The sequence below is a fragment of the Stutzerimonas tianxiuensis genome, from assembly GCF_053470365.1.
Map to the genome: position 1 here is coordinate 45,566 of NZ_JBPVWS010000018.1, position 20,983 is coordinate 66,548.

Below are 20,983 nucleotides of genomic sequence, written 5' to 3' on the forward strand. Positions count from 1 at the left end.
ACAGGGGCGTCGCCAAGCGGTAAGGCACCAGGTTTTGATCCTGGCATGCGTTGGTTCGAATCCAGCCGCCCCTGCCATAACCTTTCGGGGTTAGTACAGCTGGACAAGCACTTTTCAGGGTTACATCTACAGGGGCGTCGCCAAGCGGTAAGGCACCAGGTTTTGATCCTGGCATGCGTTGGTTCGAATCCAGCCGCCCCTGCCAAACATCACGAGAGCTGTTCAAAACGCCTGGCCTTTTGAACAGCTTTTTGTTTCATCGGATCCACCCTCAGGCAGGTACTGCGCGTGTCCAAGATGATGGTCTTCACGGGGAATGCCAACCCCGACCTGGCCCGGCGTGTTGTACGTCAGCTGCATATCCCTCTCGGTGACGCCTACGTCGGTAAATTCTCCGACGGCGAAATCAGTGTCGAGATCAATGAGAACGTTCGCGGTAAGGACGTCTTCCTGATTCAGCCGACCTGTGCTCCCACCAACGACAATCTGATGGAACTGGTTGTGATGGCAGACGCCTTCCGCCGCTCCTCCGCCACTCGCATCACAGCCGTCATCCCCTACTTTGGTTACGCCCGTCAGGATCGCCGTCCGCGCTCCGCACGTGTGCCTATCAGTGCCAAGGTGGTGGCCGACATGCTCGATGTGGTAGGCGTTAACCGCGTCCTCACGGTCGACCTGCACGCCGATCAGATTCAGGGCTTCTTCGACATGCCCGTGGATAACATCTACGGCTCGCCGGTCCTGGTTGATGACATCCAGGCTCAGCGCTTCGAGAATCTGATGATCGTCTCCCCCGATATCGGTGGCGTGGTGCGTGCTCGTGCCGTCGCCAAGTCGCTGGGTGTGGATCTGGCGATCATCGACAAGCGTCGCCCGAAGGCCAACCAGTCTGAGGTGATGCACATCATTGGCGATATCGAAGGTCGTACCTGCATCCTCGTCGATGACATGGTCGATACCGCCGGCACTCTGTGCCACGCCGCTACTGCTCTGAAAGAGCATGGCGCTGCCAAGGTCTTTGCGTATTGCACACACCCGATTCTGTCCGGTCGCGCCATCGAGAACATCGAAGGCTCGGTTCTCGACGAACTGGTCGTGACCAATACCATTCCGCTGTCCGCAGCGGCGCAAGCCTGTACCCGTATTCGCCAGCTGGACATCGCGCCAATGGTGGCTGAAGCGGTTCGCCGCATCAGCAATGCTGAATCGATCAGCGCGATGTTCCGCTAAGCCCAACGCTTAGCCCTTTGCGCAGAACGAAAATGTGCCCCGCCTCGTGCGGGGTTTTTGCCCAACCGCCCGGTAGCGCTGGTCGCGAGCGTTTCGGGTGCGTTGTTATCCTGGAGAAACACAATGACTGATTTCACCCTGAATGCCCAAGTGCGTTCCGACCTGGGGAAAGGTGCGAGCCGCCGCCTGCGTCGTAACGCCAGCCTCGTCCCGGCCGTAATCTACGGTGGCGACAAAGCCCCGCAGTCCATCAGCCTGCTGGCCAAAGACCTGGCCAAGATGCTGGAAAACGAAGCCTCCTTCAGCCACGTGCTGACCCTGAATGTCGATGGCCAGAACGAATCCGTTCTGATCAAGGCACTGCAGCGTCATCCGGCTAAGAGCTTCGTCCTGCACGCTGACTTCGTCCGCGTCGTCGAAGGTCACAAGCTGACCGCTACCGTTCCGCTGCACTTCATCAACCAGGAAACCTCGGTTGGCGTGAAGCAGCAGGGTGGCGAAATCCTGCACAACATCAACGAAGTCGAAGTGTCCTGCATGCCGCAAGACCTGCCGGAGTTCATCGAGGTCGACATGGCCAAGGTTGAAGTCGGCCAGGTTCTGCACATGACCGACCTGACTCTGCCGAAAGGCGTTCAGCTGGTCGCCCTGGCACACGGCAGTGACCTGCCAGTTGCCAACGTTCACGCGCCTCGCGTGAGCAAGGAAGACACTCCGAAAGAAGAAGGCGCTGCCGAGTAATCCACTCGTCATCACCTGAGGAAGGGCCTCTGTCGTGACTGCCGTTAAACTGATCGTCGGCCTGGGTAATCCAGGCCCTGAATACGACCAGACCCGGCATAACGCAGGGGCCCTTTTCGTTGAGCGTCTGGCTGCCCACAAGGGCGTCAACCTCAGCGCCGATCGCAAGTATTTCGGCCTGGTCGGCAAGTTTCGCCATCAGGACGAAGATGTCCGCCTGTTGATCCCCACCACCTTCATGAACCGCAGCGGTCAAGCGGTGGCGGCACTGGCTGGATTTTTCCGTATTCCTCCCGAGTCCATCCTGGTCGCCCACGATGAACTCGACATGCCCCCCGGCATTGCCAAGCTCAAACAGGGCGGCGGCCATGGCGGGCATAACGGGCTTCGCGACATCATTGCCAAGCTCGGCAATCAGAACAATTTCTACCGCCTGCGTCTGGGCATCGGTCATCCAGGCCACAGCAGCCTGGTAACCGGTTATGTATTGGGCCGGGCGCCCCAGGCCGAGCGCGAAAAGCTCGACGCCAGCATCGACTTTACGTTCGACGTGCTACCCGAGATTCTTGCCGGTGACTGGACGCGTGCGATGCAGCGTCTGCACAGCCAGAAGGCCTGATCGAACTCGACGCGGGACCGCAAGACAAGGCAACGGCTGAGCGGAAAGCTTGCACTGCAGCGCATCACGAAGCCGTTTAACGCAGTTTGGCAACGCCGGTAGCGCATCCGCTGCCAGCCAGTACCGAGGCAAGACACCATGGGATTCAATTGCGGCATCGTCGGCCTGCCCAACGTCGGCAAGTCCACCCTGTTCAACGCGCTGACCAAGTCCGGCATCGCTGCGGAAAACTTCCCCTTCTGCACCATCGAGCCGAACAGCGGCATCGTACCGATGCCCGATCCGCGCCTGCAGGCCCTGGCTGACATCGTCAAGCCCGAGCGAATCCTGCCGACTACCATGGAGTTCGTCGACATCGCTGGCCTCGTTGAAGGCGCTTCCAAAGGCGAAGGTCTGGGCAACAAGTTTCTAGCCAACATTCGCGAAACCGATGCTATCGCCCACGTGGTGCGCTGCTTCGAAGATGACAACGTCATTCACGTTTCCAACTCGGTCGACCCCAAGCGCGACATCGAAATCATCGAACTGGAACTGATCTTTGCCGACCTCGACAGCTGCGAAAAGCAACTGCAGCGCGTCACACGCAACGCCAAGGGCGGCGACAAGGAAGCCGTCGCGCAGAAAGCGCTGCTGGAAAAGCTGATCCCGCACTTCACCGAAGGCAAGCCGGCCCGCACGCTGCTGAAGAAGCTGGGTGAGGACGAGATGCAGCTGGCCAAGGGTTTCCACCTGCTGACCAGCAAGCCGGTAATGTATATCGCCAACGTTGCCGAAGACGGTTTCGAGAACAACCCGCATTTGGACGTAGTTAACGCCATTGCCGCCGAAGAAGGCGCTGTCGTGGTACCGGTGTGCAACAAGATTGAAGCGGAAATCGCCGAGCTAGACGATGGTGAGGAAAAGGACATGTTCCTCGAGTCGCTAGGCCTCGATGAGCCCGGCTTGAACCGCGTTATTCGTGCCGGTTATGAACTTCTCAACCTGCAGACCTACTTCACCGCTGGCGTGAAGGAAGTCCGCGCCTGGACCGTGAAGATCGGCGCCACCGCCCCCCAGGGTGCCGGCGTGATCCACACCGATTTCGAGAAAGGCTTCATCCGCGCCGAAGTGGTCGCCTATAACGACTTCATTCAGTACAAGGGCGAAGCCGGCGCCAAGGAAGCCGGCAAATGGCGCCTGGAAGGCAAGGAATACATCATCAAGGACGGCGACGTGATGCACTTCCGCTTCAACGTGTAAGCGAAATCGCCAGTTCGGCATGCGCTTGATGCAACTCTCAAAAAGCCTCGCTCACGCGAGGCTTTTTGCATTCCGAGCCGCAAACTCGTCCTGCTGAACAGTCGGGAAGAGCGGCTGCTCCAGGCATCTGACTGACGACCGGTACGGAATCTGACCATCATCCGCGGAATATTCGCCCCGCTTGCGCGGTCGGAACAGGCAGACCTGCCGAAGCCGGAGCCCAGATGAACAGCCTCACCGAACCACCTCTGCAGCACCTCGACGACGCCTTTTTCGACCGGGACGCGCAAGTCGTCGCTCAGGCATTGCTTGGAACCGTCATTCGCCACTGCGTAGACGGGCTGTGGTTGTCGGCGCGCATCATCGAGACAGAGGCCTACTACATCGACGAGAAAGCCAGTCACTCTTCGCTCGGCCACAGCCCCTCGCGGCGCGCCATGTTCATGCCAGCCGGGCATCTCTATCTCTATTACTCACGCGGCGGGGACTCGCTCAACTTCAGCGTACAAGGGGACGGCAACGCCGTCTGCATTAAGGCCGGATATCCCTGGGTCGACTCGCTGTCATGTGAGGAATCCATCGAACGCATGCGCACCAACAGCCCCTCGGCCGCAGGCGGCCCACGTCCCCTGACCCGTCTCTGCTCCGGCCAGACACTGTTATGCAAGGCCCTGGGGCTGAAGGTTGCAGAGTGGAATGCCCAGCGCATGGACCCTGCCAGACTGCGCGTGGACGACATTGGCGCACGTCCGGACATCATCCAGACCACACGCCTGGGCATCCCCACCGGCCGCGACGAGCATCTGCCCTACCGCTTCGTGGATGCGGGCTTTGCCGCGCACTGCACACGCAATCCGCTACGCCGCGGGCAACAAGAAGGCCAGGATTACGCGCTGCTGCGCCGCGCGTCATTGGCGAGCTAGTTTCTGACTCAAACAGCCCTGACCAAACGAATTCTCGTGATCTCCGACGGCGCACCAAAGCGCAGCGGCGGCCCCCAATAACCCGTGCCACGGCTGATATAGATCTGCATCTCACCGACGCGCTGCAACCCTGCCACCCATGGTTGCTGCCAGCGCACGAAATGCATCCAGGGCCAGAACTGCCCGCCGTGCGTATGCCCCGACAACTGCAGATCGCAGCCCACCTCCAACGCGGCCTTGGCCGAACGGGGCTGGTGCGCCAGCAGGAGGCGCGGCACGTCATCGGGCGCACCGGCAAATGCTGCGACCGGATCGCTGCGATGGCTGGGACGAAACAGCTCGGCCGAATAATCGGCGATACCTGCCAACACCATACGTGCGTCGCCGTGTTCGAGCTGAACATGACTATTGAGCAGCACGGCCATACCCAGCCGCTCGAACTCGGAAATCCAGCTGTCCGCACCAGAGTAGTACTCGTGATTGCCGGTCACCACATACGTACCATGCAGCGCGCTTAATTGCGCCAACGGGGCGATGTCATCGGCCAGATCGGCAACGCTGCCATCTACCAGATCACCGGTAATCACGATGAGGTCCGGCGAAAGCCCGTTGACCCGCCTGACTATCGCATCGATGTAGCCCTGCTTGATCGTCGGACCCACGTGGATGTCGCTGAGCTGCACGATGCTGAATCCCTCCAGCCCTGGCGGAAGATCTCGCAGCGCGATGCTGCGTTCAACCACACGAGCCGTACGCCGCGCATTGAGCACACCGAACAGGGTGACCGCTGCGACCGCAACGATCACCGCCAACGCTGAGCCTCGCCCAATAGCAGCCGACTCCCAACCGAACAGCGAGGCCACCACCAAAACAAAGGCGCGCAGCAATGCGAAAATCGCCAGGCTGGAAAAGATGCCCATCGCCAACAACCCGGACCACGCCAGCAGCGCACTCCCGGCGCCGCGCACCAGCACGCCGAAACGCATCAGCACAGACGAGAGCAGGAGATAACCCCACGCCAATACGCTACCTAACATCCCGAGGTTCAGATCTGGAATCAGCGTGACACCGACGAACACATGCAAGCCAATCAGCAGCGCAACAACCAACAACCGCCTGTTCATGCGTTAACGTCTCTAAAGCAAGGGTGGAGTATTGTTGCGCACCCTGGCGGCAGGCGGCGTAACGGAATCGAAAAGATCTTGTAGCGCGCTTATGCCTGAGAACGCGTCCCTATGCGCAAGCACAGAAAAGTGCGGTGTCTGAAGCATAAGCCATGAGCGTTATGGCTAGCGCCAACAGTGGCAGATGTTGGCCGAAACTACTCACCCGTTCAATTTCGATCCGTTGAGGGGCTGGATTGACTGGGTGCCAGCTCAACTAAAGTCGCGGGCAGTCGCCAGCCGTAAGCGACTGATCTGTCGCGCAGAAGCGGCGAGGTGACCCTCACACCTGGATACAGAGCCGGAGCGCGCTAGCCTCACAGCTGCAAACCGCCGGCACGCCTACCCATCGATAAGCACAACCTAACCGCTACATAACGCCAGGATCAGGCATCGGGTCCGGAGGTGGCGGTTCTTTTTCCAGCTGCTCGAGTACTTCGTCCGGTAGAACACCGCCATCGTCCAGCTCGGTGTCACTCTCGGCGTCGTCGAGGTCGTTCATCGGCGATTCGTCCGCCAGCCAGGGATGGAGCGGTGGATCGCTTGGAAAGGTAATGCTGAGCATGATTTATCTCCTAGCATATGTGCCTGAGGGATTAGGCAGGTCTGGCGATGCATCGTTCGGACCGGTCATCCGTGACCCGTCCAGGCATGTTCACCCTGGAACTCGCTCAGGGCACTGTGGAAACAGGTGATCCTCACAGCCAACGTGGTATTGCGGCTGTAAACCGCGTCGGCCGGCTGAAACACCCTGACTTTCGCCTCGACTAGCACAAGCGCGAACACCTCGCTGCCAGCCTCTAGCGCAGGTGCTGCGAATGACAGACGAGCAGAAGCATCAGATCGCCGTGCCCGACTGCAGCGAGCGCCTGGCCACCCTCGTATTCCCGCCAAAATGGGCTTTATCGACAGCGCACCGACAACGGTCGGACCGGCAGCATAAGCATTTGAAAAAGCAGGTAGAAAAAGCACACCCTGAGGGTTGACACACAACCGCTCGGCGCGAATAATGCGCGCCACTTGGCTACGTAGCTCAGTTGGTTAGAGCATAGCATTCATAATGCTGGGGTCCGGGGTTCAAGTCCCTGCGTAGCCACCAAATTCAAGAAAGGGTTCAGCGAAAGCTGGACCCTTTTTTTGTGCCTGCCGTTTAGCCAGCCGCATCGAGAGCGCACCATGAGAGACGACTTCGACAACATCCGCGCCGAGCGCGAAACGCCCTATCGCACCGTTGCCTCCCATCCCAACCAGCATGCCGGTCTCTGGAAACAGATCGCGATCGGCATCGTGGTTGGCTATCTGTCGTTGGGGTTGATCGGCGCTGTGGTCTGGATGGTGGCGGCGCAGCTGCTTATTGGGGATTTGCAGATCGTTGCGCCGTGGACAGCGAAGCCTCAGGGATGAATGGGATTGCTTTGACTGAAACAGGCTATCCCTAGCACGTGAAACTGAAATCTATTCCTTCCTCATTGCCGGCGCGCAGCACATGTCGCCGAGCAGGCATTCCATGACCCTGCCTGCGCCAGAGATCAAACGTGTAACGCAGACCGCTCTCCCTGATATGCCACTCGGCAGCCACATCGCCGAGCAACATCTCGGTCGTCGCATCCGGCAGATAGCCTAGCTGAAGCAATAGCTGCCGTGCGGAGCTCTGCTGCCAAATCCGGAGTGGCTACCAGTGCCATGAGCATCTGCTTCAGTGCCTCCGGTTTCATCTCGCTCCGTTCATGGAACAGCACCACCAGCACGCCGCTTAGCAACCAGTCGGCGGGTAGATGGCCTTACAAGAAATGAGCGTTTGAGAGTCATACACAATCATCGTCGGCAGCGTTCCGCACATTACAAACGCTGCCGCCGCCGGTTCACGCCTCAGATATCCAGACAGATCTTGCCGAAGTGCTGGTTGGTTTCCTGATAGCGGAACGCCTCGACGATATCGTCCACTGCGAAATGCTTGTCGATGACCGGGCGTATGCCATTGGCATCGATGGCGCGGATCATCTCCTGCTGCTGTGTGCGGCTGCCGACCAGTACGCCCTGCAGACGCAACTGGCGCACCAGCGCCGGCACCAGCGGCAGCTCGCCGGCAACACCGGTGAGAATACCGATGACCGAGATATGCCCGCCGATGCGCGCGGCCACCATCGACTGCTCCAGTGTTGCCGGGCCGCCCACTTCGATCACGTGGTCGACGCCACGGCCGTCGGTGAGCTGACGCACCGTCTCGCCCCAGGCCGGCGTGCTGCGATAGTTGATCAGATTATCGGCTCCCATCTCGCGCAGGCGCTCAAGCTTGGCATCGCTGGACGAGGTGGCAATGACCGTGGCACCTGCCATCTTGGCAAATTGCAGGGCGAAGATGGAAACGCCGCCGGTGCCCTGGATCAGCACACTGTCGCCGGGCTTCAGCTTGCCGTCAGCCATTAGCGCACGCCAGGCGGTGAGACCGGCGGTGGTCAGGGTCGCCGCCTCGGCGTGGCTGTAGCCCTTGGGCGCATGGGTGAACGAGTTGGCACGAGCGGTGACCATTTCACGGGCATAGCCATCGATGCCATCGCCCGGCACCGTGGCGAAGCCTTCGATCAGCGGTTCACCGGCCAACCAGTCGGGGAAGAAGGTGCTAACCACCGCATCACCAACTACGAATTCACTCACGCCCGCGCCCACCGCGACTACCTCACCAGCACCATCGGCCATGGGTATGCGCGGTTCGCTCGGCCCCCACATACCGCTCACGACCGCGAAATCGTGATAGTTGAGTGAGTTGGCGCGCAGCCGCACGGTGATTTCACCGACCCCTGGCGTGCCTGCCTCGCTGGTGCCGACGACGACCCGGTCGTAGCCGCCACCGGGCTGTACGAATATCGTTTTATGGCTCATGGATCGCTCCTCCGCTAACGGGATGACTTAAATGATAATCGCCGGCACCGGCATCGTTCGGCCCGCCGAAGTCTGCTGCCTATCGCTGCACGAGCATCGCTTGAATTCGCGACAGCATAGCCAATACGCCATCGGCGATGCGGGCGCAAACTAACTCCTGCGGCATCGTCGAAAGCGCGTTCGCCGCGCCCAGAGGCAGCCATGCTGCTGCTCGTATGCGCGCCGCGTGAACTGTGCCGACGCGCAACAGGCCAGTTACAAGGTCCGCCCGCTCTTCTTGGTTGCAGGGTAAACATGACACTTCCCACACCTACGGTGGCGAGAACGATCAGCCGTACGACAAAGCCAGCTGCGCGACAGCGACTGATGCGAGCCGATGCCACGTGCGAATAGCTGCCTGACCTGATGCTCCCCAGCCATCATCAAGGCACTGATGCTCCAGCCCTACCCGATGCACAACTGGAGCATTGCGTTCGATATCGCCGCTCAAACGCAAACGCCGTCGCGACAGCCCGGCAGCGAGTAGCCCCCCAACGCCGTTCACACCGGCGCTTCGATACCCAGCACGCGCATGCGCCGGTACACCGTCGGCCGCGACACGCCAAGCTCCCGTGCCACCGCGCTGACGTTCCAGCGGTGCCGGCGTGCGAGCTTCTGAACCCATAGCGCGAACGGCGACCCGCGCTACCGGGTCGCCTGTGCAGTCAGCGCTGCTGCAGGGTCAGGGCTTGGGCAGATAGCCCGGCAACGCTTCCAATCGCTTCATCCAGTCCGCCACGTGGCTATACGGCGTGAGATCCACATTGCCCTCCGGCGCCAGCACCACATAGGGGTAAACCGCGCAATCGGCGATGGTGGGCCGGTCGAGCGCCAGCCAGTCGTTGTGCTGCAGATGGTCGTCCAGCTGTTTGAGCACTTCCGGAGCCTTTGCCAGCGCCGCGGCCTTGTCCAGGGGATAACCGAACTTCTGCACCAGCCGCGCTGCATTCAGGCTGTGCTGGATCTCGTTGGCGGTGAAAGACAACCATTGCACGATCTCCGCCTGCCCGCGGGGATTGTCCGGCCACCACGCCAGGCCGCCATAAGCGCCCGCGAGATAAACCAGAATGGCCTGCGAGTCGCGAACGACATGCCCGGCGTCATCCAGAATGGGTAATTGCCTCAGCGGGTTCAGTTCGGAAAGTGGCGGCCTCTTGTGTTCGCCATTGAGAAAATCGACGGCTATCAGCTCCAAATCGATGTTTGCCAGCGCTGCGAACAGCCGCACCTTATAGCAATTGCCGGACGGACCCAGGTCGTACAGTTTCATTGCGCACCTCCTCTGATGAGCTGATTGAATTCAAGAACGTTGCCGTCGGGGTCGCGAATGAACAGCGCGATCCGTCGCGGGCCGATTGGATGCGGCCCCTCGGTAATGACGATGCCCTGCTGGTCCAGCCAGCCCTGAAGAGCCTCCAGGTCATCGACGATAAAGGCCGGATGAGTCATACCGGGCCGCTTGACCGGCGCATCCAACAGCACGTTGTGCGAGTCCTGAGCACGCGCGCCATTGAATATCAGGTTGATGCGCACGCCATCCGGGCTGAGCATTTCATTCGCCTCGAACAGCGGAAAGCTCGCGCTCTCGACGAAGCCCAGCGCCTGGTAGAAGGCCATCGCGCGCGGCCTGTCGCTGACACGAATGCCGATGTGGTCATAGGCGACAATGCGAGCGGGACTGGCTGACTGATTCATGTGCGAAACTCCAAAGACCTCAGTCCCTGTAGTCTCAACCGGAAAGCGGTTTTCACCTATGCCGCCACCCTGACAACATCTATGCAGCAATCGCACTAATCGAAGGTGGCAATGGACAAGCTCAAGGCGATGGCCAATTTCGTGAGGATCGTCGACAACGGCAGTTTGAGCTCGGCGGCTGAGGCGACCGGGCAGTCGGTGGCATCAGTGGTGCGCTCGCTGGCTGCGCTGGAGCGCCAGCTCGGCGTGCGCCTGCTGAACCGCAGCACTCGGCGCATGGCGCTTACTGACGAAGGCACGGAATATCTCGCCTGGAGCCGTCGCATGCTGGCGGACTTCGCCGACATGGAGCAGCGCCTGGAGGCCAGCGACGGTGCCGTTCGCGGCCTGCTGCGCATCACCGCGCCGATGGAGTTCGGTCAGCGTTATGTCGCACCGCTGGTGAACGAATTTCTCAAGGAGCACGCAGAGATTCGAGTCGAGCTGAACCTGAGCGACCAGATCGTCCCGCTGCTCGACGAGCGCCTCGACCTCGCGCTGCGCATCGGCCACCTGCCCGACTCAGCCATGGTCGCCCGGCAGATCGGCAGCACCCGTCTGGTCACCTGTGCCAGCCCTGACTACCTGAGCACCGCCCCGGCCATCGACACACCGGCCGCCCTCGAGGACCACGCCTGCATCGCCTTCGCCGGCCAGGGGAGTCACTGGTACTACCGTCACGGTGAAAAGGAACAGGCCGAAGAAATCACCCCACGTCTGACCTGCAACCAGATCCGCGCTGCCAGCCTGGCTTGTATACAGGGCGTGGGCATCACACGGCTGATGCACTATCAGGTGGCCGATGAACTGGCTGACGGTCGTCTGGTGAGGCTTCTTCGGGATTACGAGCCCGAGGACCTGCCGGTCCAACTGGTCTACCCCCACGCCTTGCAGCTGTCGCCTAGGGTGCGGGCCTTCGTTGAATGGGCGTGTCCGCGGTTGGAGCGCGTGATGCCGGGGCCGGGTGGGGCGTAAGGCCACTGCCGACCGGTAGCCGTTGAGCAGGTGCAAAGCCCAACATCCGGAAGCGAGTCATAGATCGCGGTGCGCGCGTTGGAACTCAATCCGCAACTGAGCCGGGCTGAGCAGTGGCGCTGGATAGGTTCAGTGCCGGCGCGCTCCTGATTACGTTGCGATAGCTGCGAACGCAACCACAGCGCATCGCCCCAAGATTCAGGCCATTAGTTGAACGTCAGCTTCGCTCCCGCGTAGATCGTCCGCCCTGGAGCAGGCTCGTAGTAGCGGCCGAAGTTATCGTTGATACGCAGGTTGTCGTAGTAGTCGCGGTCCAGAAGGTTGTCGATGCCGATGTAGGGCTCCCATCGCTGATCGCCCCACACCATCCGCCAGCCCAGGCGGGCATTGGTTACTGCGTAGCCGGCAACGCGGTCGCGGTTGGCGTTGTCCGCGTACTGATGGTCGTAGGCATTGACGTTGACTCGTGCATACCAGTCGTCACGGTCATAGCTGACTTCGGCGAACAGGCTCTGCCTCGGAATCCCCGGGATGCGGTTGCCGTCGTAGCCCTGGAATTGGTCGAAACGGTAACGGTTGTAGCTCCATGCACCAGTCAATCGCCAGTAGTGTCCCAGCAACCAATCCCCGCTGAGTTCGACACCGTCGCGGCTTGAACGCCCCGCGTTGGTGTAGAAGGTGCGTCCGTCGACTTCCGGCACCAGCTCGTCTTCGATGCGCATGCTGTAGAGCACCGCTTCGTAGCGCAATCCCGGGTGCTCGCCCTTGAAGCCTATCTCGCGGTTGACCGCCTGCGCCGCGCCAAGCGATGGGTTGAAACCGCCCCCGGTTGGGTTGGCCATTTCGTTGATGGTCGGCGTCTCGAAGGATGTCGCATAACGCATGTACGCCACATGATGGGCGTCCAGTTGTCGGCTCAGCCCCAAGCTGTAGTTCCAGTCGTCCAGGTTGCGCTCGCCCGAGGCATCGCCGTCGCTCAGGTAGCGGTCCTTGGCTTCGAGCCGCACGCTGTCATAGCGCACGCCGGCGGTGAGCAGCCAGGCGTCGCCCAGGCTCAGCTGATCTTCGATAAACACACCCCGGCTGTCCGCTGTTTCGCGCTGGCGCTGAGTCAGGGCGCCGGTGATGCCGCCGGGCAGGTTGTCGTTGCGCGAGCGCTCATCCCGCTGGCTTTCCAGGTCCATCCCAACGGTCAACTGATGTGGCAGGCCCGCCAGTTCCCGGTTAAAGGTGCGCTGGGCACCCACTCCGGCAAACCAGCGGTCGTAGGCTGTCTGGCCGTTGTTCTGCAACGGGAGGCGGTTGCTGAACTCGCGCTGGCCGTAATAACTGCGCAACTGGTAGGTATCGCCGCCTGCGGCCTGGCCATCCCAGACCAGCGAGAGGCGCTGCTGCTCGACAGTTTCGTCAGCATCGAACTGAAGGCTCTGCGGCCGCGCCTGGGAACGCTCCGCCCGGACCTGGTCCAGGTTCAGCCCACCGGGATCTTCGGCTCGGTTGTCGATCGCATGCAGGGTGAGGCCGAGCGTGCCGCCCTCCCCTTGCCAGCGCAGCTTGCCGGTGAGGTGGTTGGTTTCAGCGGTACCGTGCGTGCGGTAGCCGTCGAGCTGTGTGGCGTTGACCGCTAGCAAGGCGCCCAGCGATCCGGCGCTGCCACTGGTTTCCGCGCGCATGCGGCGATAGCCCAGCTCGCCGCCGGTCACCTCGACCTGCGTGAACGGCGTATCCCCTGGCTGCCGCGTCTGGATCGCCAGGACGCCACCGGCAGCATTGCCGTAGATGGTCGACGAGGGACCACGGATCACCTCGATGCGCTCCACCAACGAGGTGTCCAGCCCATCCATTTCGGTCTGCCCGTCAGGCATGGTCAGGGGCACCCCGTCGACCAGCACCCGCACGCCACGAACGCCAAAACTGGAACGGGAACCAAAGCCGCGAATAGACAAGCGCATGCCCTGGGACAGGTTGTAGCGGCTCTGCGAAAGCGCGCCCGGCACAGGCCCGAGCAAGCTGTCGAGGGTGAGCAGCTGCTCGCCCGGATGGTCCTGCGCCGACACGGCGGATACCGCCATCGGCAAGGTAAACCAGTCGGATTCGGCTCGGGGCGAGCTCACCAACAGGGGATCAAGGGTGAGCGGTTCGCCCGTCTGCGCGAGCAATGGTCCGGTAGGCAACAAGAGCGATCCGGCAAGTAAGAGTCGATACATGATTGAACCTTGTTGTTATGAAGTGACGTGGCTGTCGCCAACCGCTGCTGCCAGGCAAACCGCTCAATTGCGCTGGCCAAGAGGGCGCGATTGGGCAGCCTCGGGAACAGGCGCACCGGAACGCGCGTTCAAAGTACAGAAACCACCCGATGCGGAAAACCCTGCAGAGGCCTGTGCGTCTTTAACGCAACGCACATGCCAAGCAAGCCTGAAGACGTTACTCGTTGCCGTTTCCGCCTCCGCAACGGCTTGCCAGCCGGCAGTCCTGCTGCCTCGGCAGGCCATTCTCGATCGCCGCCTCTGCATCCAACCGGCGGACAACAGGGTGGTAGGCGCGCGTCTTTGTCGCAGCCGCGCGACAGTTGTCGCAGCCGCGCAACGGTTTGGTTGCGACAAGCCGCTTCAGCCGCGGCGACCCCGGCCCGCGCCAGCCAGCGCCATAGCTGGCTTTGCTGCCAAATCGCAACGGCTGGCACAGCGGTTGCTCTCCCTGAAAGACCTGCCCCACGGGGCGGCCAGACCAATAACAAGAGAGAGCCTGCGATGAAGCACCTAGATCCCTACCTGGGCCGACGGCCCACCACCCTGCTTGGCGCCAGCCTTGCCGCTCTGCTGTCCCTGCCGCTGTACGCCGCCGAAGTCGACGGCAAACGCATCGCCAATGCCGACGCCGAACCCGGTAACTGGATGAGCCACGGCCGCGACTATGGCGAGCAGCGCTTCAGCCCGCTGAAGAAGATCACCGACAGCAACGTCGACGATCTCGGGCTGGCCTGGAGCTACAAGCTCGACATCGACCGCGGTGTCGAAGCCACGCCCATCGTGGTCGACGGCGTGATGTACACCACCGGCCCCTTCTCCATCGTCTATGCGCTGGATGCACGCACCGGCAAGGAAATCTGGAAATACGACCCCAAGTCCGACCGCGCCCGTGCGGGTGAGGCCTGCTGCGATGCGATCAACCGCGGCGTCGCCGTGTGGAAAGGCAAAGTCTACGTCGGCGTGCTCGACGGTCGCCTCGAAGCCATCGACGCCAAGACCGGCGAGCGCGTTTGGTCAGTCGATACGCGCTACGACAAGGCCCGCAGCTACTCCATCACCGGCGCGCCACGCGTCGTCAACGGCAAGGTAGTGATCGGCAACGGCGGCGCCGAATTCGGCGTGCGCGGCTACGTCACCGCCTATGACGCCGAAACCGGTGATCAGGCCTGGCGCTTCTTTACCGTACCGGGCGACCCGGACAAGCCCGCCGAAGGCAAGGGCATGGAGATCGCCAAGAAGACCTGGCACGGCCGCGCCTTCGTCGAGCAGGGCGGCGGCGGTACCGCCTGGGATTCCTTTGCCTACGACCCGGAGCTGAACCTGCTGTACATCGGCGTCGGTAACGGCTCGCTGTGGGACCCGATCTGGCGCAGCGAGGGCAAGGGCGACAACCTGTTCCTGTCCTCCATTGTCGCGGTCAACGCCGACACCGGCGAATACGTCTGGCACTACCAGACCACGCCGGGCGATGCCTGGGACTACACCGCCACTCAGCACATGATCCTGGCTGACCTCGAGATAGAGGGAGAACAGCGAAAGGTGCTGATGCAGGCGCCGAAGAACGGCTTCTTCTACGTCATCGACCGCGCCACCGGTGAGCTGCTATCGGCCGAAAACATCGTGCCGATCAACTGGGCCAAGGGCGTCGATCTGAAGACCGGCCGCCCCATTGTCGACGACGAAGCCGCGGCCTATTGGAAGGGTGAGAAGAAGGCCAAGCTGGTCCAGCCAGGCTTCTGGGGCGCGCATGACTGGCACCCCATGTCCTATAACCCGAACACCGGACTGGTCTACATCCCCGCGCACATCATGTCCGCCTGGTACGAGCACGTGCCTGATGCGCCAGCGCGCAACAAATTCAAGAGCATGTACCAGCTGGGCCTGAAGACCGGAATGATGCCCGAAGACCCGGAAGGCCTGGGCAAGTACGCCGACACCTGGTCCGGCAAGCTGATCGCCTGGGACCCGGTCAAGCAAGAGCAGGCCTGGGAAGTGCCCTACGTCACCATCTTTAACGGCGGCACCCTGAGCACCGCTGGCAACCTGGTGTTCGAAGGCAGCGCCGACGGTCGCGTCATCGCCTATGCCGCCGACACCGGAGAGAAGCTCTGGGAGCAGCCGGCCGCCAGCGGCGTGATGGCCGCGCCCATCAGCTACAGCGTCGACGGCGAGCAGTACGTAACCTTCATGGCCGGCTGGGGCGGCGCCTTCTCTACCTTTGCCGGTGCCCTGTCACTGCGCGCCGGCGTGCAGCCCTATGCCCAGGTGCTCACCTACAAGCTCGGTGGCACGGCTGAATTGCAGGAACCGGCTCCGCGTGAAGATGCACCCAAGCCACCGCCGCTGACCGCCGATGCCGCCACCGTCGAGGCCGGCGCCAAGCTGTACGACGGCTACTGCTCGCAGTGCCACGGCATCCACGCCGTCAGCGGTGGCGTATTGCCGGACCTGCGCATGCTCACCCCGGAGATGCATGAGCAGTTTCTCGGCATCCTCCACGGCGCGCGCATCCCCGATGGCATGCCCTCCTTCGCCGAGGCGTTTGATCGCGAGCAGATGGAGCAGATCCATCAATACCTGATCAAGCGCGCCCACGACCGCATCGAGCACGGCCCGAACGACCTGCCCCAGCCGACTCAGAAAACGGCCAGCAACTGACCCTCAGGAGAGTGACATGACTGACGCAACCACCTACCAGAACTACATCGACGGCGCCTTTGTCGCCTGCGACAACCTCATCGAGGTACGCAACCCGGCCACAGGTGCGGTGCTGTCCCGCGTGCCGGAATCCGACGCCGCCACCGCCGAACGCGCCATCGCCGCCGCTCGCGCTGCGCAGAAAGGCTGGAGCCAGAAGCCTGCCGTCGAACGCGCCGGTTACCTGCGCGCCATCGCCAGCAAGATCCGCCAGAACGCCGAGCGCCTGGCCCGTGTCATCACCGAGGAAGGCGGCAAGATCCAGAGCCTGGCGCTGGTGGAAGTCAACTTCACCGCCGATTACCTCGACTACATGGCCGAGTGGGCGCGCCGCATCGAAGGCGAGATCATCACCAGCGATCGCCCGGGCGAAAACATCTTCCTGTTCCGCAAACCGCTGGGCGTGGTCGCCGGCATCCTGCCGTGGAACTTCCCCTTCTTCCTGATCGCCCGGAAGATGGCCCCGGCGCTGGTGACAGGCAACACCATCGTCATCAAGCCCAGCGAGGAGACGCCAAACAACTGCTTCGAATTCGCCAAACTGGTGGCCGAGACCGACCTGCCCAACGGCGTGTTCAACGTGGTCTGCGGCAGCGGCGGGGGCGTCGGCAGCGCCCTGACCACCAGCGACAAGATCGACATGATCAGCTTCACCGGCAGCGTCGGCACCGGCCAGCGGATCATGGCTGCTGCGGCGCAGAACGTCACCAAGCTCAACCTGGAGCTGGGCGGCAAGGCCCCGGCCATCGTCATGAACGATGCGGACCTGGACCTCGCTGTCACCGCCATCCGTGCGTCGCGCATCATCAACACCGGGCAGGTCTGCAACTGCGCCGAACGGGTCTACGTGCAGCGCGGTGTCGCGGACCAGTTCATCGAGCGCATTGCCGGTGCCCTGGCCGAAACGCGCTATGGCGACCCGATAGCCCAGGCGGACGTGGAGATGGGCCCGCTGATCAACGAGGCCGGGTTGCGCAAGGTCGAGCAGATGGTGCGCACTGCGCAGAGTCAGGGCGCGCAGCTGATTACAGGCGGCGCCGTGGCGGACCTGGGCAAGGGCTTCCACTACCAGCCGACGCTGCTCGCCAACTGTTCGCACGACATGGAGATCATGCGCAAGGAAGTCTTCGGCCCGGTGCTGCCGGTGCAGATCATCGACGACCTGGACGAAGCCATCGCCCTGGCCAACGACTGCGAGTACGGCCTCACCTCCTCGATCTACACCCGCGATCTCTCCACTGCGATGAAGGCGGCCGCAGGCCTGGACTTCGGTGAAACCTACATCAACCGCGAGAATTTCGAGGCGATGCAGGGCTTCCACGCCGGGGTGCGCAAGTCCGGCATCGGCGGCGCCGATGGCAAGCACGGGCTGTACGAGTACACCCATACCCATGCGGTGTACATACAGAGCTGAGTGACCTGAGGTGACCAAGAACCCCGCCCCGGCGGGGTTCTTGCTATTCGGCCGAGCAATCGGCCAGCCCACCGAAACTACCGAGTCGCCAGCGCAGCTTCACCTGCGCGGCGCAGTGAGTCCGTGACGGTGGAGCTTGCGATACAGCGTGGCGCGGTTGATGCCAAGGGAACGCGCCGCCGACGTGACGTTGCCGCCATGCTGCTCGAGTGTCGCTTGCAGATGGGCCGCTTCGGCAACGTCTCTGGTCGTCTCCAGCAACTGCGCAACGCACGACCGCTCCGTGGGCACCGACATGACCTCCGGCGGCAGGCAATCGAGACTGATTACCCCGTCGTCCGCCAGCGCGACGGCACAGCGCAGCACATTGATCAGTTGGCGCACGTTGCCGGGCCATCGGTAATCGGCCAGCCGCTCCATCGCCTCGGCGGTCAGCTCGACCTGTTCATCACCGGCCTCGCGTCCTAGAACGCGACGGATCAGCGCGGCGCGATCCGCCCGGTCGCGCAAAGCGGGCAGCCTGACCGTCAAGCCGTTGAGTCGGTAATACAGGTCCTCACGGAACTCGCCAGCGGCCACCATGGCGGGCAGGTCACGGTGCGTCGCGCAGACCAGCTGCACATTCAGCGACACCGGCGTTGCGGCGCCCAGCGGCACCAGCTCCCGCTCGGCCAGCACGCGCAGCAGGCGCGTCTGCAGGTGCGCCGGCATATCGCCAATTTCGTCGAGAAACAGCGTCCCGCCATTGGCCTGTTCCAGCTTGCCCTTCATCCCCTGTCGGCTGGCGCCGGTAAAAGTGCCAGCACGGTAGCCAAACAGCTCGCTCTCGATCAGCGACTCCGGAATCGCCGCGCAGTTGAGCGCAACGAAGGGCCCCTTGGCGCGCACGCTGCCCTGATGGATCGCCCGCGCAAAGGCTTCCTTGCCGGTGCCGGTCTCGCCGGTCAGCAGCAATGAAATATCCCGATCGAGCACGCGCCGCAGCTTTTGGACGGAGCGTTGCAGGCCTGGGTCCTCCCCGGCCAAGTCTTCAAGCGTAGGCTCTACCGGGATGACGTTCAGGCCGCGCTCGCTTCTGCCGCGCGGCGCGGGGGTCGACGGCATACGTAGCGTGACCTCCAGCGCGGACCCTCCGGCCAGCCGTAACGATGCGCTGCGCTGGCCACCGTGCGTCAGGGTGATCAGCTCATTCAGTGACGTCGACAGAACATCCTGAACCGCCTCCCCCAACAGCGCGCTCCCATGGCCCGCGGCCATGAACGCGGCGCGATTGGCGCCGAGGATCCGGCCTGCCGCATCGAGCGCCAGCAAGCGCTCATTACCCAGGTCACCAGCATCGCCGCCCAGAGTCAGCATGGCGCAAGTGGCATAGCGCTGGTGGAAACTGGCGTTTTCGATGAGCCGGGCGTAAAGGCTCACCAACTGCAGCGTCAGGTACTGCGCCTGCTTCGGTCCGCCACTGTTGAGGCACGAGGCATTGAGACAGCCCAGCAACGCACCCTGTGGATCGAACAGCGGCGCCACCGAGCAACTCAACATGGCGTTGCTGCTGAGAAAATGCTCGTCCCGGTGGATGATCAGCGGCTGGCCAGCAGCCAGCCCCGTACCGATGCCGTTGGTCCCTACCAGCGACTCGTCCCAGCAACTGCCGACCACCAGCCCAGAATCGGCATAGGGGCTGTACTGCCCGGGCAGCCGCGCGTCGAGCGTGATACCGCGGCAGTCACTGAGCAGCACCGCGAACCCGGCAGGATTCAGACGCCGCGACAGCCCTTCCATGCCCTGGCTCGCGATGGCCAGAAAGTCATGATGCTCTTCCTGATGCAGACGGATCTCGTGATGCTCAAGCTGAACGTGGGCGGCAGGTTGAGCCGGGTCAAGTCCGTGCTCGTGGACACTGCGGTACCAGGATTCGGCAATCAGCCGATCCGGGTTGGATCCTCGGTCGGCAAAGTGCGTGGCAACGAAAGCAGAGAGTTCGGTTGAAAGCTCTGATGGCGGACGCGCGATCATGCGGGACTCCAGACAAGGCGCCGAGTCGGGCCTTGCGTAATTGTTCGTATCGGCCGTGGAGCAGCCAAAACCAAGCCTAGCACGGCCAATCCAGGCCGGGCCGCCCGCCTGCCGAGCTGGGGTCTTTAAGGTGGCCGCTTCGTTGGTTGAGCTTCGTGGCGCTGAGAGGCTTGCGTGTTGTCGGGTGGAGCAGATATCGGCCTAGAAGTGGACAGTCAGTCCAAAAATATCTCTTTCACCTTTTGGTTGCGCGAAGCGCTTACGCAGAACGACCTCGGCAGTAACCAGTGCTGAGTTGCTGCCATATCCAAGAGCAGCACGTCGAAAAATGTCAACGAAACTGGGCCTAATCAGGGGGCACGAATATTGGCGTCACATTCTCAATTGACATTTGAGACGATCGGTCTAATATCGTCGCCATGACTATAGCTAAGACTCATGCCCGCCGAGGTCGTCCGCCTAATGCTCAAAGAGAGCATGGGGACACTCGCGAGCTGCTATTGCGTTGCGGCATGGAAATACTCGCCGAACAGGGCTTTGCAGCTACGGGCATCGACGCAGTGCTGAAGCGGATTAGCGTGCCCAAAGGCTCGTTCTATCATTACTTTGATAGTAAGGAAGCCTTCGGGCAGGCAGTGTTGCAACGCTATGCGGATTATTTTGGCCGCAAACTGGATCGTTGGTTGCTGGACGAGACGGAGCTCCCGCTTCGCCGCATACGCCATTTTGTCGACGACGCCAAGGAGGGCATGAAGAAGCACGAATTCCGCCGAGGCTGTCTGGTCGGCAATCTCGGTCAAGAGGTCCTTGTTCTACCTGAGAGTTTCCGCAACGAGCTGGAGAATATTCTGCTCGACTGGCAAAGGCGTCTGGCGGATTGCTTACGTCAGGCGGCGAGCCAACGGCAAATATGCCTAAGCAGTAACTGCGATGATCTCTCTGCATACTTCTGGATTGGTTGGGAAGGTGCCGTAATGCGCGCCAGGCTGGTACGGGATGCGGCGCCGTTGGAGGTCTTCGCCGCTGGGTTTCTCGCAGGCATCACTAGGTAGAGTTTTTTCGACAAT

General features: G+C 62.0%; 18 protein-coding genes, 3 tRNA genes and 1 pseudogene. 13 read left to right on the forward strand and 9 right to left on the reverse strand.

What is annotated here, in order from left to right; genetic code table 11:
• Positions 1–2: 2 nt before the first annotated feature.
• The 7 genes from ACSSNI_RS19300 to ACSSNI_RS19330 all read left to right on the forward strand — a co-directional run bounded on the left by ACSSNI_RS19300 (position 3) and on the right by ACSSNI_RS19330 (position 4,752).
• Positions 3–77, forward strand: a tRNA-Gln gene (locus tag ACSSNI_RS19300).
• A 53-nt stretch (positions 78–130) separates the two neighbouring features.
• A tRNA-Gln gene (locus ACSSNI_RS19305) sits at positions 131–205 on the forward strand.
• A gap of 83 nt (positions 206–288) precedes the next feature.
• Entirely contained in the window at positions 289–1,230 is a 942-nt protein-coding gene (locus ACSSNI_RS19310) for a ribose-phosphate pyrophosphokinase (RefSeq protein WP_200637353.1), read from the forward strand.
• Positions 1,231–1,353: 123 nt separating this feature from the next.
• Positions 1,354–1,971: a 50S ribosomal protein L25/general stress protein Ctc gene (locus ACSSNI_RS19315; protein WP_102838017.1), complete on the forward strand. Its 618-nt coding sequence runs from the start codon at positions 1,354–1,356 to the stop codon at positions 1,969–1,971.
• A gap of 34 nt (positions 1,972–2,005) precedes the next feature.
• On the forward strand, positions 2,006–2,590 hold the full coding sequence (pth, locus tag ACSSNI_RS19320) for an aminoacyl-tRNA hydrolase (protein ID WP_148924468.1): 585 nt from the start codon (positions 2,006–2,008) through the stop codon (positions 2,588–2,590).
• 138 nt (positions 2,591–2,728) lie between these two features.
• Positions 2,729–3,829: a redox-regulated ATPase YchF gene (gene ychF / locus ACSSNI_RS19325; RefSeq protein WP_200637351.1), complete on the forward strand. Its 1,101-nt coding sequence runs from the start codon at positions 2,729–2,731 to the stop codon at positions 3,827–3,829.
• Between the two features lie 224 nt (positions 3,830–4,053).
• On the forward strand, positions 4,054–4,752 hold the full coding sequence (locus tag ACSSNI_RS19330) for a DNA-3-methyladenine glycosylase (protein WP_200637348.1): 699 nt from the start codon (positions 4,054–4,056) through the stop codon (positions 4,750–4,752).
• An 8-nt stretch (positions 4,753–4,760) separates the two neighbouring features.
• Here ACSSNI_RS19330 and ACSSNI_RS19335 read toward each other — a convergent pair whose 3' ends face one another.
• Both ACSSNI_RS19335 and ACSSNI_RS19340 read right to left on the reverse strand, forming a co-directional pair.
• Entirely contained in the window at positions 4,761–5,876 is a 1,116-nt protein-coding gene (locus ACSSNI_RS19335; RefSeq protein WP_200637346.1) for a metallophosphoesterase, read from the reverse strand.
• Between the two features lie 409 nt (positions 5,877–6,285).
• Complete coding sequence (locus ACSSNI_RS19340; protein WP_148924464.1) at positions 6,286–6,480, reverse strand: hypothetical protein; 195 nt, start codon at positions 6,478–6,480, stop codon at positions 6,286–6,288.
• A gap of 457 nt (positions 6,481–6,937) precedes the next feature.
• On the opposite strand from ACSSNI_RS19340, the gene ACSSNI_RS19345 reads away from it, so the two are divergent.
• Positions 6,938–7,014 (forward strand) — tRNA-Met (locus tag ACSSNI_RS19345).
• 77 nt (positions 7,015–7,091) lie between these two features.
• Entirely contained in the window at positions 7,092–7,319 is a 228-nt protein-coding gene (locus ACSSNI_RS19350; protein ID WP_200637344.1) for a hypothetical protein, read from the forward strand.
• Between the two features lie 31 nt (positions 7,320–7,350).
• Here the strand turns inward: ACSSNI_RS19350 and ACSSNI_RS19355 are convergent, their stop codons facing one another.
• The 5 genes and pseudogenes from ACSSNI_RS19355 to ACSSNI_RS19375 form a co-directional block, all read right to left on the reverse strand.
• Complete coding sequence (locus tag ACSSNI_RS19355) at positions 7,351–7,578, reverse strand: class I SAM-dependent methyltransferase (RefSeq protein ID WP_418952665.1); 228 nt, start codon at positions 7,576–7,578, stop codon at positions 7,351–7,353.
• 206 nt (positions 7,579–7,784) lie between these two features.
• The gene (locus ACSSNI_RS19360; RefSeq protein ID WP_200637340.1) at positions 7,785–8,795 is read right to left on the reverse strand and encodes a zinc-dependent alcohol dehydrogenase family protein; all 1,011 of its coding nucleotides are present in this window, start codon (positions 8,793–8,795) and stop codon (positions 7,785–7,787) included.
• A gap of 540 nt (positions 8,796–9,335) precedes the next feature.
• A pseudogene (locus tag ACSSNI_RS19365) lies at positions 9,336–9,446 on the reverse strand (helix-turn-helix domain-containing protein); the annotation flags it as partial.
• A gap of 70 nt (positions 9,447–9,516) precedes the next feature.
• Positions 9,517–10,104, reverse strand: a complete 588-nt coding sequence (locus ACSSNI_RS19370) for a glutathione S-transferase family protein (protein WP_200637338.1) — start codon at positions 10,102–10,104, stop codon at positions 9,517–9,519.
• On the reverse strand, positions 10,101–10,529 hold the full coding sequence (locus ACSSNI_RS19375; protein ID WP_102838036.1) for a VOC family protein: 429 nt from the start codon (positions 10,527–10,529) through the stop codon (positions 10,101–10,103). Before ACSSNI_RS19375 ends, ACSSNI_RS19370 begins: the two co-directional genes overlap by 4 nt.
• Positions 10,530–10,640: 111 nt before the next feature.
• Here ACSSNI_RS19375 and ACSSNI_RS19380 point away from each other — a divergent pair, with 111 nt between their 5' ends.
• On the forward strand, positions 10,641–11,543 hold the full coding sequence (locus ACSSNI_RS19380) for a LysR family transcriptional regulator (RefSeq protein ID WP_200637336.1): 903 nt from the start codon (positions 10,641–10,643) through the stop codon (positions 11,541–11,543).
• A 206-nt stretch (positions 11,544–11,749) separates the two neighbouring features.
• Here ACSSNI_RS19380 and ACSSNI_RS19385 read toward each other — a convergent pair whose 3' ends face one another.
• On the reverse strand, positions 11,750–13,750 hold the full coding sequence (locus ACSSNI_RS19385) for a TonB-dependent receptor family protein (protein ID WP_148924447.1): 2,001 nt from the start codon (positions 13,748–13,750) through the stop codon (positions 11,750–11,752).
• A gap of 543 nt (positions 13,751–14,293) precedes the next feature.
• On the opposite strand from ACSSNI_RS19385, the gene ACSSNI_RS19390 reads away from it, so the two are divergent.
• A complete protein-coding gene (locus tag ACSSNI_RS19390; RefSeq protein WP_200637334.1) occupies positions 14,294–16,450 on the forward strand; it encodes a PQQ-dependent dehydrogenase, methanol/ethanol family in 2,157 nt (718 codons plus the stop codon).
• Positions 16,451–16,466: 16 nt separating this feature from the next.
• On the forward strand, positions 16,467–17,903 hold the full coding sequence (aldA, locus tag ACSSNI_RS19395; protein ID WP_200637332.1) for an aldehyde dehydrogenase: 1,437 nt from the start codon (positions 16,467–16,469) through the stop codon (positions 17,901–17,903).
• A 99-nt stretch (positions 17,904–18,002) separates the two neighbouring features.
• Here the strand turns inward: aldA and ACSSNI_RS19400 are convergent, their stop codons facing one another.
• Positions 18,003–19,916, reverse strand: coding sequence for a sigma-54-dependent Fis family transcriptional regulator (locus tag ACSSNI_RS19400; RefSeq protein ID WP_200637330.1), 1,914 nt, complete (start codon positions 19,914–19,916; stop codon positions 18,003–18,005).
• A 419-nt stretch (positions 19,917–20,335) separates the two neighbouring features.
• On the opposite strand from ACSSNI_RS19400, the gene acuR reads away from it, so the two are divergent.
• Complete coding sequence (acuR, locus tag ACSSNI_RS19405; RefSeq protein WP_200637329.1) at positions 20,336–20,968, forward strand: acrylate utilization transcriptional regulator AcuR; 633 nt, start codon at positions 20,336–20,338, stop codon at positions 20,966–20,968.
• The last annotated feature ends 15 nt before the right edge of the window (positions 20,969–20,983 follow it).

What these genes read in the sequence shown, in the direction of transcription:
- ACSSNI_RS19315 (WP_102838017.1), top strand. Translation starts at nt 1,354, where the DNA reads ATGACTGATTTCACCCTGAATGCCCAAGTGCGTTCCGACCTGGGGAAA.
- ychF (WP_200637351.1), top strand. Translation starts at nt 2,729, where the DNA reads ATGGGATTCAATTGCGGCATCGTCGGCCTGCCCAACGTCGGCAAGTCC.
- ACSSNI_RS19330 (WP_200637348.1), top strand. Translation starts at nt 4,054, where the DNA reads ATGAACAGCCTCACCGAACCACCTCTGCAGCACCTCGACGACGCCTTT.
- ACSSNI_RS19335 (WP_200637346.1), bottom strand. Translation starts at nt 5,876, where the DNA reads ATGAACAGGCGGTTGTTGGTTGTTGCGCTGCTGATTGGCTTGCATGTG.
- ACSSNI_RS19340 (WP_148924464.1), bottom strand. Translation starts at nt 6,480, where the DNA reads ATGCTCAGCATTACCTTTCCAAGCGATCCACCGCTCCATCCCTGGCTG.
- ACSSNI_RS19350 (WP_200637344.1), top strand. Translation starts at nt 7,092, where the DNA reads ATGAGAGACGACTTCGACAACATCCGCGCCGAGCGCGAAACGCCCTAT.
- ACSSNI_RS19360 (WP_200637340.1), bottom strand. Translation starts at nt 8,795, where the DNA reads ATGAGCCATAAAACGATATTCGTACAGCCCGGTGGCGGCTACGACCGG.
- ACSSNI_RS19370 (WP_200637338.1), bottom strand. Translation starts at nt 10,104, where the DNA reads ATGAAACTGTACGACCTGGGTCCGTCCGGCAATTGCTATAAGGTGCGG.
- ACSSNI_RS19375 (WP_102838036.1), bottom strand. Translation starts at nt 10,529, where the DNA reads ATGAATCAGTCAGCCAGTCCCGCTCGCATTGTCGCCTATGACCACATC.
- ACSSNI_RS19380 (WP_200637336.1), top strand. Translation starts at nt 10,641, where the DNA reads ATGGACAAGCTCAAGGCGATGGCCAATTTCGTGAGGATCGTCGACAAC.
- ACSSNI_RS19385 (WP_148924447.1), bottom strand. Translation starts at nt 13,750, where the DNA reads ATGTATCGACTCTTACTTGCCGGATCGCTCTTGTTGCCTACCGGACCA.
- ACSSNI_RS19390 (WP_200637334.1), top strand. Translation starts at nt 14,294, where the DNA reads ATGAAGCACCTAGATCCCTACCTGGGCCGACGGCCCACCACCCTGCTT.
- aldA (WP_200637332.1), top strand. Translation starts at nt 16,467, where the DNA reads ATGACTGACGCAACCACCTACCAGAACTACATCGACGGCGCCTTTGTC.
- ACSSNI_RS19400 (WP_200637330.1), bottom strand. Translation starts at nt 19,916, where the DNA reads ATGATCGCGCGTCCGCCATCAGAGCTTTCAACCGAACTCTCTGCTTTC.
- acuR (WP_200637329.1), top strand. Translation starts at nt 20,336, where the DNA reads ATGACTATAGCTAAGACTCATGCCCGCCGAGGTCGTCCGCCTAATGCT.